This window comes from Paenibacillus glycanilyticus (assembly GCF_030161375.1).
In the GTDB taxonomy this organism is placed as follows: Bacteria; Bacillota; Bacilli; order Paenibacillales; family Paenibacillaceae; genus Pristimantibacillus; species Pristimantibacillus glycanilyticus_B.
This window is the reverse complement of record NZ_BSSQ01000016.1, coordinates 415,361-431,262: the sequence shown is the minus strand read 5'-3', so window position 1 is coordinate 431,262 and position 15,902 is coordinate 415,361. Positions and strand designations below refer to the sequence as shown.

The window sequence follows — 15,902 nt, the reverse complement described above, 5'->3', positions numbered from 1 at the left end:
ACGTGCGACGGCGTCTCCGAGAACGCCAACCGCCAACAAAAAAAAGGCGTGCCGCAGGCACGCCCCCCCTTTACATTTCTGCTTTTTGCAGGCGCATGTAGTCGCCAACCATGGCGAAACGCCATGGGAGAATCATGCCGAAGGCAAGCAGATAGAACAAAGCCCCGGTTTGCGGAATGGACATATATTGCTCAACAACGCTGTGCAAAGCCAATCGGATTGCGAGCAGCGTCAGCATGATAAAGATAAACGCCTTCGAACGGCGGACGAAAATATCGGACTCAACCCGCTCGAGGCGCGTTGTGACGATAAGCGGGAACGAGAAAATGAGCAGTCCCGTACCAAATGCCGATAATCCCCATAACCAGTGGATATGCGTAATCGGAAACGCAAACATCATAAATCCGGTCGACATGCCAAGCGGCGGCGCAATGATTTTGCGCAGATTGGTTGGCTGCTTGCCTGCCCGCATGCGAAGGATAATTAGCGCCAGTCCGGCACAAACCGAAAAAACGATGGACGCGATTTGAATAAGATGTGTATTGGCAGATAGCATCGTTATCTATCCTCATTTCAACAGTGGGTTACTACACCCATCGTAGCGCAAAACGCACATCAGTGCAAACGGATACGGGATTAGTAAGACCCGCGGATAAACGGATGCACCTTCTCTTGGTAGAAGGCCGACAGGCGTTCGCGTTCCGCCTCCGTGAACGAAGGCACTTCGAGCGCCGCAAGATTATCCTCCACCTGGCGCACATTGCGGAAGCCCGGAATGACGCAGGATACCGCTTCATGATCGAGTAGCCAGCGCAGCGAAGCACGTGTCATGTTACCGCGTCCTTCCGCGATCCAACGAAGCTGGTCAGCCAGCTCAACCCCTTTGGCAAATCCAAGCCCGGCAAAGGTCTCGCCAACGTTAAACGATTCGCCATTCTCGTTAAAGCGGCGATGGTCATCTGCCTCAAAGGTTGAAGCAGCGGTGAATTTGCCCGTTAACAACCCGCTAGCCAGCGGCAGGCGAACCAGAATGCCAACGCCGCGGCGATGCGCTTCATTCAGCAGCTCAAGCGGCTTCTGGCGAAAAATATTATAAATAACCTGAAGCGCGCGGACATTCGGCTGCTCCAAACAATAGAGGCCTTCCTCCACCGACTCTACGCTTACGCCATAATGGCGAATCTTGCCTTCCTGCTGGAGCTTGTCCAGCACCTCGAATACACGGCCATCCTTCAGGATTGGCATCGGAGGACAATGAATCTGGTACAGGTCAATCCTCTCGCGCTCCAGACGTTTCAAGCTTGCTTCGCAATAAGCGCGGACAGCGGCTTCCGAATAAGTCGCCGGGTCATGAATATCTCCCGCACGGCAGAACTTCGTCGCAATATAGATCTCGTCTTCGCGGCCTTTTGTCGCCTGAGCGAGCAGCCGTTCGCTATGTCCGTCGCCGTACACGTCCGCCGTATCAAAAAAGTTAACGCCTTGCTCCATGGCAGCTTCAAGCGCCAATAGCGATTCCTTATCGTTCACATTGCCCCAGGCACCGCCTATCGCCCATGTTCCGAAGCTGATCTCGCTTATTTTCAAATCCGAAGAACCTAACCCGCGATACTCCATCTTTTCACCTCGTTATGTAATCGGTTACGGAATCCAGTATAACAAATTTCCATTTCTTCTTATATTTCAAAAAAAAATGGCCGGAGCCCCATCGTTCATCGATCGGCTCCGGCCGTTGATCCCTTTATAGTAAAGCTTGGTGCTGCATGTACGCGCTGATATTGACGCCAAGCCCTTTGGAGAGGCGGATGCCAAATTCCACGTTAGCGCGGAAAAAGTTGCATACGGCACGCAGCTGGATTTGCTCGCTTGTTTGCTTCAAGTCGTTCACCAAATTGCTGACGAGATTCTCTTGCTGCTCTGGCGACAGCGACAAGTAGCGCTCGCCCGCTTGCGTGAAATCATCCGTCTTGTAAATCTTCTCGCGTCCAGCATGACCTTGAAGCGGCATCACGCTATCCTTGTACGCCGGAGCTTCCGCGGGACTATCGCTTGCGCTATTAGGCTCGTAGTTCATCGTAGACGGATCCGCCTTCAGCGTCATCGCCCCATCGCGTTGATGGTTGCGGACCGGCGCATACGGACAATTGACCGGAATATGCAAATAGTTGGCGCCAAGACGGTAACGCTGCGTGTCCGGATAGGAGAACAAACGTCCTTGAAGCAGTTTATCTTCCGAAGGCTCGATGCCGGGAACTACGGCGCTAGGGGCGAAAGCCGACTGCTCCACTTCGGCGAAATAGTTGTCCGGATTGCGAAGAAGCTTCATCGTGCCTACGAGTTGAAGCGGGTACCTGTCTTCCGGCCATACTTTTGTCGGATCAAGCGGGTCAAATGCGAAACGGTCCACATGTTCAACCGGCATCAGCTGCACATGCAGATCCCATTCCGGATAGCGGCCAAGCTCGATGGCATCATACAGATCGCGGGTCGCATGATTGAAATCTTGGCCCTGCATGGCGCCAGCTTCGGATGCCGTAAAGTTGCGCACGCCTTGCTTCGACTTCCAGTGGTATTTCACATACGCAACTACGCCTTGCTCGTTGATCCACTTGAACGCGTGAACGCCAAAACCGTCCATTTCGCGATACGATGCCGGCGTGCCGTCATCCGAGAACAACCACGTTAGCATATGGGTGGATTCCGGCGTCAGCGTCATGAAATCCCAGTACCGCTCAGGCTCTTGCAGATTGGTACGGGGAGATGGCTTCAAAGAATGAACCATGTCCGGGAATTTCATCGCGTCGCGGATGAAGAAGACCGGCAGATGGTTGCCCACGATATCCAGATTGCCTTCTTCCGTATAGAACTTCACGGCAAAACCGCGCGGATCCCTTGCCGTCTCCGGCGAGCCTGTTCCGTGAATGACGGTAGAGAACCGGACGAAAACATCCGTCTCCTTCCCTTCTTCCTGCAGAAAAGCCGCTTTCGTATGGGCCTTCATGCTGCGCGCCGTGCGGAATACACCGTAAGCGCCTGCTCCGCGCGCATGCACGACGCGCTCCGGAATGCGTTCACGGTCGAAATGCGCGATTTTCTCGATCAGATGGTAATCTTCCAGTAATGTCGGACCTCGTTGTCCGGCTGTTCTTGAATTCTGATTGTCGCCAACGGGCATACCTTGATTCGTTGTTAAATGGTTCATTCTATCGCTTACCTCCGGAATATTTATATTTAGACTTGATCTAAATCTTATATTCCTATTGTAAGGATAGGCCGAACCGCTGTCATGAACATTGGATGAAAGGCTCATGAAGATCGCATGAAGAACGCTGGATAGGATAGGTTAATTTCCCCGGTGCTCTACCAACCGATAGCCGGCTCCGCGTACGGTTGCGATATAATTCGGAGCTACCGCGCTATCCTTCAGCTTGCGGCGGAGCGTCTTAATGTGCACATCCACCACGTTGCTGCCGCCAAAATATTGGCTTCCCCATACCGCGTCAAACATCACCTCGCGGGTCAGCACCGCGCCATCCGATGCAAGAAACATCAGGAGCAGATCGTATTCGGTTTTGGTCAACTCGATCCGTTCTTCACCGCGGTATACCGCCATTTTTTTCAGGTCAACCGTTAAGTCCTTGAACTTGTAACTTGATTGATCCGGCGCTTTCCATTCCCCAAGCATTCGGGTAATTTGCTTCAACGCGTCTTGGGGGTTCGACGGCCATACGAGAAGCTCGGCGTTATCCGGTATAGCCGCAGCCATAACCCTTGCTTCCTCGTGAACGAGGAACAAGAGAGAAGCGCCATTAATAGGCGAAGTATGCGTCATCGCGGCATGCAAGGCGTCTACGGCGTTTGGAATAAGCGGATTAGGAGTCGCATCATAGATGATCAGCTCCGGCTGCAGACTACTGACGAATGCTTTGTTCAGATCATGGAGCGCAAACAAATCGAAGCATTCCGCCGTAAGCAAGTGCAGAAGGCTGTTCATCCGTTCGGGAAAAGGACTAACCGTCATAATCCGCTTGGTCAAAGAGCATGTTTTCCCCTCCATAAGAACCTCTTCGGCAGGTGGAGCCTCCGTGCGGTTATCTTCTACTTGTTGGCGCATCTTTCGCATACCCCCTCTAATACAACATGGGCTTCCTGTACGGCAAATTTCGTTTCGGCCGCGATTTTCTTCAGCCATTCCTCGGGCAGCTCGGTCAATACTTCCTCCACTCGCCCGCATTGCTTGCACATAATATGGTGGTGGTCGTCCATTCTGGCATCATAACGGCTTACCGCTTCGCCCAGCTTTAATTCCTGGATCAGACCGGCATCCGTCAAATAACGCAGCGAGTTATATACGGTTCCGTAAGCAAAGCTGCTTCCTTTATCCCGCAGACGCTCAATGATATCCGCAGCCGTAGGGTGATCATGCGATTCCTGAATCACTTCCAGGATCGCTTTTCTTTGAGTAGTCAGATTTATTTTAGTCATGGTATATTCAGTCCTTCAGATCGAGTTAATTTAGACTAAGTATAAATCTAAATATCGCTAAGTTCAACCTGAATTCATTCCCTGTATGCGCCATCTTCCATTCTTAGAATCTATGGCCAAACTTTACGAAAAATAATTATTAGAATATTTACAAAATTGAAATAATGGTTTATGATAAACCTACACCAAACGGAAGGGGATAGTCCATTGAAGTAAGTTAGCGAAGCATGTCCTCACTACTTTCGGAAAGGAGAATCTTACCGATCTACCGGACATGCGGGAATCCAGAGTAGTACCTTAGTTAATGATTACTTACCTGATATTATGGCAACGGAAGTTGTAGAATGGAGCGTTTCGAAATTGAATAATTGCGATTCAGAAAGGTAAAGGGATTCCGGTTATCATCGATAAGCGGAATCCCTTTTGGCGTGCGGATTTTATAAGATAGGCGATAACAGACGGGCAATAGACTCCTTGAACTTGTTCATGATCGGCCGTTTCAAATAATTGTCGAGAGTCAGTTCATAACAGTCCTCCAGATCAAGCCCAAACAATCTCTCCAGCTCCCCCGCCGTTGCGCTGTCATAAATAAAAGCGTTCATCTCAAAGTTCAGCTTAAAGCTGCGGTTATCGATATTGGCTGTGCCTACGGAAGCAACCTGACCGTCAATAACGAGCGTCTTCGCGTGCAGGAACCCCCGCTCGTAAATATAGCATTTGCCTCCTGCCAAGAGCAGCTCGTTCAAATACGAATGCGTCGCCCAGTACACGAAGAAGTGATCCGGTTTGCTTGGCAGCATCACCTTCACCTCAACCCCCGACATCGCGGCGATCTTCAATGCCGTCATTAGACTTTCATCCGGCACGAAATACGGCGTCTGCAGGCAGATGCTTTTTTTGGCGGAATAGATCATCTTGATATAAGCGTCCTTAATCTGCTGATAATCCGAGTCCGGCCCGCTTGCTACAAGCTGCATCCCAATCGTCCCTACCGCCCCGAAGTGGCGCGGGAAGTAATGATAATCCAGCTCCACCATCCCCGAAGAAGCCAAATTCCAGTCCATCAGGAACTGCGCCTGCATTTGCAGAACGGCTCTGCCTTCCACGCGCAGATGCGTATCCCGCCACTCGCCGAAATATTTGTCGCGGCCCAAGTATTCATCCCCGATGTTAAACCCGCCGATATAACCGATCCGCCCGTCAACGATAACTAGCTTGCGGTGATTGCGGAAGTTGATCTTCAGGTTCAAATAAGGAATCCGGGACGGGAAAAAGGCCGCCGCCTCTCCGCCCGCTTCTCTCAGCTCCTTGAAAAACTTCCTCGGAAGACCCTTGCTGCCGATATGGTCATACAGAAACCGGACCTGCACGCCTTGCCTTGCTTTCTCCACCAACGCGTGGATCAGCCGGTTACCGAGCTTATCGTTACGCACAATGTAATAGACAAGGTGAATATGATGTTGTGCGGACTCGATATCGCGCAGCAGCGCATCAAACTTGCTCTTGCCGGTCGTGAAGATTTGCACGGCATTGTTCTGGGTGTACAGCGAAAAGCTGCTCACCAGATTCATATGGATCATGCTCTGATAATGGCTGGTAGCGGGATCGTTAAACGGGATGTTCCGCTCTTCTAATTGATGCTTCTGCGCTTCAATGGAATCCTCAATAATACGCTGGCTTTCCAATAACATCTTATTCAGCTTCCGCTTGCGCAGCCGCTGACCGAGAATCAGATAAAGGACAAATCCGACGCCTGGCAGGAAATACAGCACCATCAGCCAGGCCCATGTCGATCTTGCGTCTTTTCTCTCTAGGAAAATAACCGCCAGGGCCAGCAATATATTCAGGATGATAAATACGGTTGAAATATCCTGTACGACATTCATAGCTAGACGAGCCCCTCAATTATTATGGATAAAAACGTTAATTAGAGAATACCTCAAGCGCGAAAGATGTTCAAACCTTACACAAACATTCTTATTCCATTTGAAATATGCTACAATTTTCAGAAAAATACAGAAACGTGCGAGCGGCATAGGAGGAAGAACCATGGACTTACGACAATATCGATTAGACGAACCAGCGCTCGGCACATTTAGCGAAGAACGCGACGAATACGAACGGGACTACGCAAGACTCATCCAATCCCCGGCTTTCCGGAGGCTGCAAGGCAAATCGCAAGTATTTGGCGCCGGATCGGGCGACTACTACCGGACTAGGTTAACCCATTCCCTCGAGGTATCGCAGATTGCCAGAGAGACGGCGAGACGTCTAGGGAAACAATACCCTTTTCTTACGAAAAAGGAACATCCCGGTCTCATTCTGGATCCCTCGGTAGTGGAAATCGCATCTCTTGCCCATGATCTCGGCCATCCGCCGTTTGGCCATAAAGGCGAAGAGGTGCTGAATCGCTTATTAATAGAGGAACACGGTCTTGCTTACGAAGGCAATGCCCAGAACTTCCGCATTCTGATGTTCCTGGAGAAACGCGCGGGAAGCGGCAGCGGTCTGGATCTGACGGCAGCCGTATTGCTCGCGGTCAATAAATATCCTTACTCGCTTGACGATCCGGGCAGGCTCAAAGGTTTATACAGTTCAGAATGGCATGCCATCAACCATATTCGGCAGCAATGGAAGATGCCGGAGGGCTGTTCGACGCTGGAAGCGCAGCTGATGGACTTATGCGATGACATCGCGTATTCGACCCATGATATCGAGGACGGCATCCGCGCCGGCAAAATCCAGATGAACCGCACCTTCTTCGAAGATCAGAGGCTGATCGATAACTTGGTGCAAGAGATCGTAGAAGATCAAGGCAATATGGATGTGGGCTGGGATCAAGTGGACATTCCCGCGATGGTTAAGCGAGTGCTGACTGCTTATCTACAGCAATGGGAAGAGCTCTACGCTCTGTACGACCATGAGTCATCCCGGACGCGCAGAGAGATGAAAGCACGGTGGGTTAGCGTATTCGCCGGACGAGTCGGCATTATCGATGATCCGGTCAAAGATTGGAAGAAAGTGACGTTTGTGCTGGAAGGACAGCAGGACATTGACCTGCTGCGCACAATGGAGATATTGAAGAAGCTTGCCTGGGTAACGCTGATCAAGGATTTCCGCGTACAGCGGCTGCAAATGCGCAGCGAAATTATGATCCGCCGTCTATGGGACAGCTTCAAGAAGCCAGAGCAAGGTCGCCTCATTCTGCCGCCGGATTGGGTAGCGAGCTTCGATCAGCACAAGCACAATTGGACTTGGCCCCGGTTTATTGCGGATTATATTTCCGGCATGACCGATGCGTATGCGGAGAAGGTCTATGCCGAGCTGTACGCGAGCAAATCAGGTTCAATCTACGAGATGGACTAACTATTCGGCAGGATTAAGAACAGCGTTTTGCGATAAGGCCGTAATATAGTCGAAGAATCGTTCCGGCTCTACATCATAGACAAGACTCACCGGCCGCCCGTTTGCCGTCTCGACTGTGCGGCCTTGGCTTGGGCCGTCTGCAATAACCGTGCTGTGAACGGTCTTCATCTGAACTAGGCTTGGGTCGCCGGCGACTGCTGTCGTCAGAACATCCCACAAGTAATAGGTCGAGTTCGTTTCCATATATACAAGCGGCGGACAAGCCGCGTAACATTGGCCAACGAAGTCTAGTCCCGCATGCTTCCGCAGCGACGCCCAGCGGTTCCGCACCGGAACCGTAAGCGGTACTTTGTTCGTGCTTTCCAGCGCCACAAGCTCAATCTTGATCCCCGTGTTCCATACCCGTTCTACCGCTTCCGGATCCCAGAAGGCATTCCATTCCGCGGTTCCGTCATGCTCGGGCTCCTGAACATTCCCCTTCTCGTTGAAAGTTCCGCCCATCCAGACCAGCTTCTCGATTTTACCTTCAATCTCCGGCGCTTCATCAAGCGCTCTAGCCAGATCCGTTAGCGGTCCGGTAAAGAGCAAAGTGACCGGCTCGGTTGAGGCTAGCAACTGCTCAACCATATGGCGGTGGGCAGGCAGCGCCGCTTCGCGCGTATGGATAATGCCAGGTTCGTTCAGAATGGGCAGCGCATCGACAAAAAAGGTATGCATGCGCCATTCCGAAGGGAACGGGTTGCGTCCTCTTGAGTTGGAACGGGCAACCTCCACCTTGCTGCTTGTTCCAGGCGCGCCGAAGCGGTCGATAATTTTACGGCTTGAGGCCATCCCCGGTTCCAAATAACCGTCAGCCGGAATAACCGACACCCCGATCAGCTCAACGTCCTTCATCTGCAGGACGAGAAATAGCGACACCAGATCGTCTACCCCCGCGTCGTGATTGAAATAAAGTTTTTTTCCCATTGTTGCTCCATCCCTTCCTGAGTATAAAACGTATTTGTGATTGTCCATCCTATAAGTAAGGAGGTGACTTATCATGGCTAAAGACGTATTATGCGAAGTTAACTCCTGCAAGCATTGGGCTGCAGGCAATCACTGCGCGGCAACTTCGATTTATGTAGTCAACAACCGCTCCAAACAAGCAAGCAATTCCGATGAAACGGATTGCAAAACGTTCGAAGCAAAGATTTAACAGAATGGGCAACGGCGCGCAGCCCCATGCCATGTATGAATCACACGCATCGGAAGCTGAGCGCCGCCCCGTTCGACTCTTTTATTGTGATACTGGAACCGCGTTATAATACTCTTCCAGCGTTAGATCCTTCTCGTCTATCTCTTGTGCCAGCTCCTTGCCTACATAGCGGATATGCCAAGGCTCGTATTTGTAGCCCGTAATGGCATCTTTGCCTTCCGGATAACGGATAATATAACCGTATTCCGCCACATGGTCCGCCAACCACTCCGCTTCCGGCGTACCGCCGAAACAATCCTCCGCGGCACATTTGCCGTCGCTGCCCGATACGTCAATCGCAAGACCGGTCTGGTGCTCGCTTGTGCCCGGGAATGCGCTGTAGGTTAATGCTTTCTCCATGCCGTCTTTTGCAACATACCGGTTAAACAAGCTCTTCTGCGTCGATTGGGAACGATACGCCGATACGCCCGCCAAATAGATGCCGTCTTTCTCCGCGCCGGCAAACAGGTCTTCAAGAGCGCCTGCCGCTTCCTTGCGCATTTTGCGTTTGTCGATCTTCTCGCTGAAGGTGAACCTTACGTCCGGATACACCAAATCGGTAGGCTCGTAACCGTCAGGCAACTTGTATTGCTTGTCCACCAACACGGCTACGCTTGCCGGCTGGGCAACAACGGCATAACCGTCCTCTTCGCCCGCCGTTGCGATCGCAGGCTTGTCAGGTTCGTTCGAAGGCGATTGCTCGCCTGATGCTTCATTATTATTAGACGGTTCGTCGGTTGGTTCATCGGAAGGGTCGCCAGACGGTGCGTCCGTCGGGTTATCCGAGGCAACAGGCTGATCCGATTCCGCCGGATCCGGGCTCGAAGTCTGGCTATTAGCCGCTGTCTCCTCAGGAGCTTCGGCCGTTAAATTCTCGTAACGGATAAACAATACGACTGCAATGGCAACCACGCATATCGCTACAAAAGCTAATCCGCGTCTTCTTCTACGTACGTTTCTTCTCATGCTGCTCTCCTTATTTGCTCTCTATGATGGGCTTTCCGTATCTCTACTATAAACGAATAGACTCGAAAAAGTATTAAAAAGTTGCAACATTTGTTTACGTCATTTTACCATGCAGCCTAACCGCCGCCTGCCTTTGACATTCTTCTTCCAGCCAAGCATAATGAATACAATAAGGACATAAAGAGGCAGGCTGATCGAGAGAAAAGCCTGTTTTTATTATGAAAGGCGGCGAATAAGTGTCAAATCTAGCACCAAAGCGTCTGTTCAGCACAAGACCCATCCTCGCATTCTCGCTCATTGTACTTCTTAAGAGTTTTCTTACCTGGATGGTAGTCTTCGGCGGTCCAAACTGGACGACGCTGCTCAAAGAAGTTCCGTTTGCGTTAATCGTGTTCTGCTTCATTGAATGGTTTGCAACGAAACGAAAACTTGTCTATTATCTGAGCGCCAACCTGCTGATGACGGCAATCTTGTTCGCGGTACTCATGTATTACAAATATTATGGCGTTATTGTCACGTATGTAGCCCTCAATCAGGTCAATCAGGTGACGGCTGTCAGCAACAGCGTATTTTCGCTGATGGACCCTTATTATTTGCTTGTGTTTATTGATATCGTTGTCATGGCTTATTATTTGATCCGCCGCAAGAAAGGGCAGTATTGGAAAACAGCCAGCCAGAAGCGGATCAGCAGACGCGTGCTTGCCACTTTGTTTGGTATCTCGCTCGCGCTTTGCTTGTTCAATATCGTGCCTAACCGCGCAAGCATGAATGAAATTGTGAAGGCTGAACAAATGGGCATCCTTAACTATGAAGCTTATACGATTTTCTCGAACAAGAATCAAGAGCTTGTAGCCTCTTCCGATATTACGCAAGCGAAGATCGATGAGCTCAAACAGATCGACAAGCCGGCATCGCCCAAGCTGTATAATGCGGCCTCCGGCAAAAACTTGATCATCATTCAAATGGAATCGTTCCAAAACTTCCTTATCGATCTGAAGATCGACGGTCAGGAAATTACTCCAAACATGAACAAGCTGGCGAAAGAAAACTATTACTTCAATAACTTCTACCAAGGCGTTGGCCAAGGCAACACCTCTGACGCCGAGTTTGTCGTTAATACATCGTTCTACATTCCGCCCAACGGGGCGGCTACGCAGGTTTATCCAAAAAAAGAACTGCCTAGCCTGCCGAGGTTAATGCAGGAGCATGGCTACGATACCGCGACGTTCCATACGAATATCGTTGATTTCTGGAACCGGGGCGAGTTGTACAAGGCGCTTGGCTTCAACCGCTATTACGACAAGACGTTTTTTGGCGATGAAGATTCCGTCTTTTTCGCCGCTTCCGATGAGGTGCTCTATTCGAAAACCGCAGCCGAGCTTGAACGGATGGATCAAGGGGACAAACCGTTTTATGCGCAGGTCATCTCGATGACTGCCCATCATCCGTTTACGATTCCGGAACGCAAATACAAGATGGAGCTTCCCGACCGTTACAAAGATACGTTTGTTGGCGATTATCTCCGCGCCCAGAACTATGCCGATTACGCGCTTGGCCTGTTCATTGACGATCTGAAGCAGCGCGGCATTTGGGATAACAGCGTCATTGTCGTGTACGGCGACCATCTTGGCTTGCCGATCTACTCGCTCGACCATGATGACAAAGTGCTGATGCAGGAAATTTACGGTCGCGAATACGGCTCCGCCGAAATGATCAATATTCCGCTTGTTATTGCGGCTTCGGGCGTTACAGAACCTCAGGTATTCACTCAGCTTGGCGGTCAGGTGGATATACTGCCAACCGTGGCGAATCTGCTAGGCTTCCCGCTGGATAAACAGATTCACTTCGGTCAGGATATCCTTAATAACGCGTCGTCAAACCTGCTGCCGCAACGTTACTACTTGCCGACCGGATCATTCGTAAGCAGCAAGGAGCTGTTCCTCTCCGGCAGCGGTTACGAGGATGGCACTCATCTTCCGCTCCCTGGAGCAAGCGCCGTCTCCCTGGACTCGCAGGATGAATTTAACCGCGCGCTTGAGTTGCTTAAGTTGTCCGACAGCTACGTCAGCCAGTTGCCAACTTGGAAGTAGAGTGGGATAGGTTAATAAGTAAACTCCGTATTCAAATGTTCTTCCAATCGCCATTGCTCGGGGATTCCTTAAATTAGATAAGCAGAGGTTGGAATCCCCGAGCAAAAGCGAGCGCATCCGCTTTTCCAGAATCATTTGAATTCTCCGTTTGTTATTAACCTGACTTGTTGACCAAAACCGATCCTTGTTAAATAAGGATCGGTTTTTTTATTACATATAGTTCCAAAGATTTATTTTAGTAAATAACCTCCTAAATTCACTAATTCTCTCTAGTAGAATGTTCTCCCATCTGATAGTATCAGTTAGGATCTATTTACGATATTTTTACATGAGAGAGGAAATTGATAATGAAAACTATGTATCGCAGTCTAATCGTTTTTCTGGCAGCTATCGTTGTGCTGGCTCTTCCGTTCCAAGCCTCCAAAGTTAGCGCTGCTTCCGCGGAAGACACGCTGATTTCTTACTATCCGACAGATATTGAAGACCATTGGGCTTATGACGCGCTCGACAACTTCGTTAACGCGGATCTTTTGAAAGGCTCCCTTGACTCCGAAGGCAATACGCTGGTTAAACCGGATTTGGCGATCAGCCGCGCGGAATTCGTTGCCATTCTGGTACGCGCGCTTGGCCTGACAACCGATGAGTCCGGCAAAACCTTTACCGACGTTCCCGCAGGCAAATGGTTCTCCGAGCCAATCCGGATCGCAAGCTCCCTTGGCATTGTGAACGGTTTGACGGCAACGACATTTGGCCCATCCGAGCTCATCAAACGCGGCGAAATCGCAACAATGGTTGTCCGCGCGTTCGAGTCTTCCGTTAAATTCGAAGGCGAAGCGAAGTCCTTCTCCGACGTACCGGAATATTTCGCTACACCATTCATCGCCAAAGCTAGCCAAGCCGGCATCGTTCGCGGTGCTACCGCTACAACGTTCAAGCCTTACGCTAACGCTACCCGCGCTGAAGCCGTTGTTATGGTCCAACGCGCGCTTGATCTGCAAACGGGCAGCTTGCCTGAAGATGCTGCTCTTACCGCTGTCATTGATTCATACGAAACAAAAGAAGCAGAAGTGATCAACGCTCAGCAATTCGATAAACTTGGCGAAGAACTTGCAAAATTCATGACGGGTTACGCTTTGGCCGAATCCATCTACAGCTATGAAGATTACGCAGGGCAAGGTTATACGCTCAAATTGGAAAAGCTGACTCCGCAAAGCTATGAAATCGTTTCGAAAACAGACCGTTTCGCAACGATCCATGCAACAGGCAGCACTTATAACGTATCGATCGAAGGCAACGGCGAGAGCGAAACCCAAACCGTTCCAAGAGACGGCATTTATTTGCTCAAGAAAATGGAAGACAACAGCTGGAAAATCTACCTGTATGCTCCCGACGATGTTGAAGAAGATGGCGGCGACGCAATCGCTGCTGAATAGTTGAAGTAGTAGGCTGGCGGTTACCCGACAATGTCATTAAGGATCGTTCCTTAATAACATTGCGGTTACCCGCTGGCCTTTTTTTTCGTTTCGCGCTGCCATTTTTTCTCTCTAGTACTATAACCTCTCATCTGCTAGTATCAGAAAGGGTCTAATTACATATTTTTAACACAAGAGAGGAATGCAACATGAAAGCCTTTTACCGCAGTTTTATCGTTTTACTAGCAGCAGTTGTTCTGCTCGCTCTTCCGCTTTCGAATTCGAAAGCTAGCGCAGCGTCGGCGGAAGATACACTCTACTCCTATATGCCTTGGGATATCGAAGAGCATTGGGCGTATGAAGCTTTGGATAACTTTGTGTCCGCGGACCTGCTTAAAGGCTACACGGACTCCTACGGCGACACTTATGTGAAGCCCGATATGTCAATCAGCCGCGCGGAGTTCGTCTCCATTCTAGTTCGTGCGCTTGGTCTCACAACGGAAGAATCCGGCAAAACCTTCTCCGACGTACCAGCCGGCAAATGGTATGCCGAGCCGATTCGGATCGCTAGCTCCTTAGGCGTCGTAAATGGTTTGACCGACACAACGTTTGGCCCTAACGAGCTGATCAAACGCGGCGAGATCGCAACGATGGTTGTCCGCGCGTTCGAATCTTCCGTTTCATTCGAAGGCCAAGCCAAATCCTTCTCCGACGTTCCGGATTACTTTGCGACTCCATTCATCGTGCAAGCCAGCCAAGCCGGCATTGTACGCGGTGCTACCGCAACAACTTTTAAACCGTTTGCCAACGCTACTCGCGCTGAAGCTGTCGTGATGATGCAGCGCGCGCTTGATCTTCAGAAAAGCGATCTCCCGGAAGACGCCGCACTGACGGCAGTTATTACGGAAATGAACGCAGCTGAATCTGAAGCTTTGAATACGGAGCAGTTCGATAAATTCAGCGAAATTTATGCTCAGTATTATACCGGCTACGAATTGGCAGCCTCCGACGTGGACAACGATTTCTATGCTTCTATGAAAGAAGAAGGCTACAAAATAACGATTGAGCAAACGGCTCCGGAAAAATTCGAAATCGTAGCCAAGTCGAACCGCTTTGCCGTTCTGAATTCCATTGAAGGCAAAGTCAACTTCAAGATGGAAGGCCCGGACATGACTCATACGCAGGTCGTAGATACAGACGCTACTTACTACCTGAAGAAAATGCCGGACAACAGCTGGAAAATCTATAATGTCTATCCCGTATTCCCGGAGGACATGGAAGGCATGGAAGAGGAATTCTTGCTGAATAAGAAATAAAGCTGAAAGCTGCCGTCTGGCAGCTTTTTTCCTATTTAAACGGCTTGCTTGACAAGGAAAGTGCGAAAACCTATGATGGGGTCAATCTAAAGGAGAAGGAGTAATGGACATGGCACGCAAACGCGTCGATCACGTTGGGGTAATGGTAAAAGATATGGAAGCGACAATCCGCTTCTACGAGGAATTTGTCGGGCTGACCCTGAAAGGCCGTCTGACTCATACAAACGGCGTTATTGAGCTTGCTTTCCTCGGCTTCGGAGATTCCGACGAAACGGAAATTGAACTGATCCAGCATTATAACGGCGACCTGCCTGTTGAAGGCCGCGTTCACCACTTTGCTATTTATGTCGATGATGTAGAAGAGGAATTTGCGCGTCTGAAACAGACGACGGTTACCTTTATCGACGAGGAAATCATTACGTTGCCTAACGGCTACCGTTACTTCTTCATCAGCGGTCCGGAAGGCGAGCGGATCGAGTTCTTCCAGCGTTAATCTTTAATAAAAAAGCCTCCGATTCCGTCTATTGCGGAATTGGAGGCTTTTCTCATTCAACTTGTTACTTAACCGCTTCAAGCACTTCGGCAACATGTCCGTCTACCGAAACGCTCCGCCATTCGCGCGCCAGCACGCCATTCTCGTCGATCAGGAACGTCGAACGCTCGATGCCCATGAACGTTTCTCCGTTCCATGTGCGCTCTTTCCATACGCCAAATAGCTCCGACACGGCATGCTCCGTATCGGCGAGCAGCGGGAACGGCAGCTGGAAATCAGCGATAAACGTATCATGGGAAGCCAGATCGTCCGGGCTGATGCCAATCACTTCCGTGTTATGCGTCTTGAACTCGCCGTTGTAATCCCGGAAGTCGCAAGATTCTACGGTGCAGCCTGGCGTATTATCCTTCGGATAAAAGTAGATGACCAGCTTCTTGCCTTTGTAATCGTTGAGCGAAATAGAGCCGCCGGTAGAAGCCGGCAAAGTGAAATTCGGTACAACTTGTCCCGTTTGCACTTGCGTCATCATGAAACACCTCT

Annotated in this window: 15 protein-coding genes; 6 read left to right on the top strand and 9 right to left on the bottom strand. The window is 50.3% G+C overall.

Annotated features, from left to right (window positions below):
* Positions 1-70: 70 nt before the first annotated feature.
* From QQK89_RS22025 to cls, 6 genes are all read right to left on the bottom strand, one after another.
* Positions 71-556, bottom strand: a complete 486-nt coding sequence (locus tag QQK89_RS22025) for a CcdC family protein (protein WP_284240817.1) — start codon at positions 554-556, stop codon at positions 71-73.
* Positions 557-636: 80 nt separating this feature from the next.
* On the bottom strand, positions 637-1,617 hold the full coding sequence (locus QQK89_RS22020) for an aldo/keto reductase (protein ID WP_284240816.1): 981 nt from the start codon (positions 1,615-1,617) through the stop codon (positions 637-639).
* Between the two features lie 124 nt (positions 1,618-1,741).
* Entirely contained in the window at positions 1,742-3,202 is a 1,461-nt protein-coding gene (locus tag QQK89_RS22015; RefSeq protein ID WP_284240815.1) for a catalase, read from the bottom strand.
* Positions 3,203-3,343: 141 nt separating this feature from the next.
* Entirely contained in the window at positions 3,344-4,114 is a 771-nt protein-coding gene (locus QQK89_RS22010; protein ID WP_284240814.1) for a winged helix-turn-helix domain-containing protein, read from the bottom strand.
* Positions 4,099-4,485, bottom strand: a complete 387-nt coding sequence (locus QQK89_RS22005; RefSeq protein ID WP_284240813.1) for a Fur family transcriptional regulator — start codon at positions 4,483-4,485, stop codon at positions 4,099-4,101. Before QQK89_RS22005 ends, QQK89_RS22010 begins: the two co-directional genes overlap by 16 nt.
* A 437-nt stretch (positions 4,486-4,922) precedes the next feature.
* Positions 4,923-6,371 carry a cardiolipin synthase gene (gene cls / locus QQK89_RS22000; RefSeq protein ID WP_284240812.1) on the bottom strand — a complete coding sequence of 483 codons (1,449 nt, stop codon included), beginning with the start codon at positions 6,369-6,371 and terminating at the stop codon, positions 4,923-4,925.
* 163 nt (positions 6,372-6,534) lie between these two features.
* Between cls and QQK89_RS21995 the strand changes: the two genes are divergently transcribed.
* On the top strand, positions 6,535-7,851 hold the full coding sequence (locus QQK89_RS21995) for a deoxyguanosinetriphosphate triphosphohydrolase family protein (RefSeq protein WP_284240811.1): 1,317 nt from the start codon (positions 6,535-6,537) through the stop codon (positions 7,849-7,851).
* Here the strand turns inward: QQK89_RS21995 and QQK89_RS21990 are convergent, their stop codons facing one another.
* Positions 7,852-8,817 (bottom strand): nucleoside hydrolase, encoded by a 966-nt coding sequence (locus QQK89_RS21990; RefSeq protein WP_284240810.1) that lies wholly within the window; start codon positions 8,815-8,817, stop codon positions 7,852-7,854.
* Between the two features lie 73 nt (positions 8,818-8,890).
* On the opposite strand from QQK89_RS21990, the gene QQK89_RS21985 reads away from it, so the two are divergent.
* A complete protein-coding gene (locus QQK89_RS21985; RefSeq protein ID WP_284240809.1) occupies positions 8,891-9,046 on the top strand; it encodes a DUF1540 domain-containing protein in 156 nt (51 codons plus the stop codon).
* An 81-nt stretch (positions 9,047-9,127) separates the two neighbouring features.
* Here QQK89_RS21985 and QQK89_RS21980 read toward each other — a convergent pair whose 3' ends face one another.
* Positions 9,128-10,051, bottom strand: coding sequence for a M15 family metallopeptidase (locus QQK89_RS21980; protein ID WP_284240808.1), 924 nt, complete (start codon positions 10,049-10,051; stop codon positions 9,128-9,130).
* Between the two features lie 236 nt (positions 10,052-10,287).
* Between QQK89_RS21980 and QQK89_RS21975 the strand changes: the two genes are divergently transcribed.
* The 4 genes from QQK89_RS21975 to QQK89_RS21960 all read left to right on the top strand — a co-directional run bounded on the left by QQK89_RS21975 (position 10,288) and on the right by QQK89_RS21960 (position 15,362).
* The gene (locus QQK89_RS21975; protein WP_284240807.1) at positions 10,288-12,141 is read left to right on the top strand and encodes an LTA synthase family protein; all 1,854 of its coding nucleotides are present in this window, start codon (positions 10,288-10,290) and stop codon (positions 12,139-12,141) included.
* A gap of 347 nt (positions 12,142-12,488) precedes the next feature.
* Positions 12,489-13,574, top strand: coding sequence for an S-layer homology domain-containing protein (locus QQK89_RS21970; RefSeq protein WP_284240806.1), 1,086 nt, complete (start codon positions 12,489-12,491; stop codon positions 13,572-13,574).
* A 188-nt stretch (positions 13,575-13,762) separates the two neighbouring features.
* The gene (locus QQK89_RS21965; protein WP_284240805.1) at positions 13,763-14,869 is read left to right on the top strand and encodes an S-layer homology domain-containing protein; all 1,107 of its coding nucleotides are present in this window, start codon (positions 13,763-13,765) and stop codon (positions 14,867-14,869) included.
* Between the two features lie 109 nt (positions 14,870-14,978).
* Positions 14,979-15,362, top strand: a complete 384-nt coding sequence (locus tag QQK89_RS21960) for a VOC family protein (RefSeq protein ID WP_284240804.1) — start codon at positions 14,979-14,981, stop codon at positions 15,360-15,362.
* Positions 15,363-15,426: 64 nt separating this feature from the next.
* On the opposite strand, the gene bcp is transcribed toward QQK89_RS21960, so the two are convergent.
* Complete coding sequence (gene bcp, locus QQK89_RS21955; protein ID WP_284240847.1) at positions 15,427-15,888, bottom strand: thioredoxin-dependent thiol peroxidase; 462 nt, start codon at positions 15,886-15,888, stop codon at positions 15,427-15,429.
* Positions 15,889-15,902 lie beyond the last annotated feature (14 nt).

Bases quoted from the DNA above. Each gene is read 5' to 3' on its own strand.
- QQK89_RS22010 (WP_284240814.1), bottom strand. From the start codon at position 4,114: ATGCGCCAACAAGTAGAAGATAACCGCACGGAGGCTCCACCTGCCGAA.
- QQK89_RS21990 (WP_284240810.1), bottom strand. From the start codon at position 8,817: ATGGGAAAAAAACTTTATTTCAATCACGACGCGGGGGTAGACGATCTG.
- QQK89_RS21965 (WP_284240805.1), top strand. From the start codon at position 13,763: ATGAAAGCCTTTTACCGCAGTTTTATCGTTTTACTAGCAGCAGTTGTT.
- QQK89_RS21985 (WP_284240809.1), top strand. From the start codon at position 8,891: ATGGCTAAAGACGTATTATGCGAAGTTAACTCCTGCAAGCATTGGGCT.
- QQK89_RS21960 (WP_284240804.1), top strand. From the start codon at position 14,979: ATGGCACGCAAACGCGTCGATCACGTTGGGGTAATGGTAAAAGATATG.
- QQK89_RS22025 (WP_284240817.1), bottom strand. From the start codon at position 556: ATGCTATCTGCCAATACACATCTTATTCAAATCGCGTCCATCGTTTTT.
- QQK89_RS21980 (WP_284240808.1), bottom strand. From the start codon at position 10,051: ATGAGAAGAAACGTACGTAGAAGAAGACGCGGATTAGCTTTTGTAGCG.
- QQK89_RS22015 (WP_284240815.1), bottom strand. From the start codon at position 3,202: ATGAACCATTTAACAACGAATCAAGGTATGCCCGTTGGCGACAATCAG.
- bcp (WP_284240847.1), bottom strand. From the start codon at position 15,888: ATGACGCAAGTGCAAACGGGACAAGTTGTACCGAATTTCACTTTGCCG.
- QQK89_RS22020 (WP_284240816.1), bottom strand. From the start codon at position 1,617: ATGGAGTATCGCGGGTTAGGTTCTTCGGATTTGAAAATAAGCGAGATC.
- QQK89_RS21995 (WP_284240811.1), top strand. From the start codon at position 6,535: ATGGACTTACGACAATATCGATTAGACGAACCAGCGCTCGGCACATTT.
- QQK89_RS21970 (WP_284240806.1), top strand. From the start codon at position 12,489: ATGAAAACTATGTATCGCAGTCTAATCGTTTTTCTGGCAGCTATCGTT.
- cls (WP_284240812.1), bottom strand. From the start codon at position 6,371: ATGAATGTCGTACAGGATATTTCAACCGTATTTATCATCCTGAATATA.
- QQK89_RS22005 (WP_284240813.1), bottom strand. From the start codon at position 4,485: ATGACTAAAATAAATCTGACTACTCAAAGAAAAGCGATCCTGGAAGTG.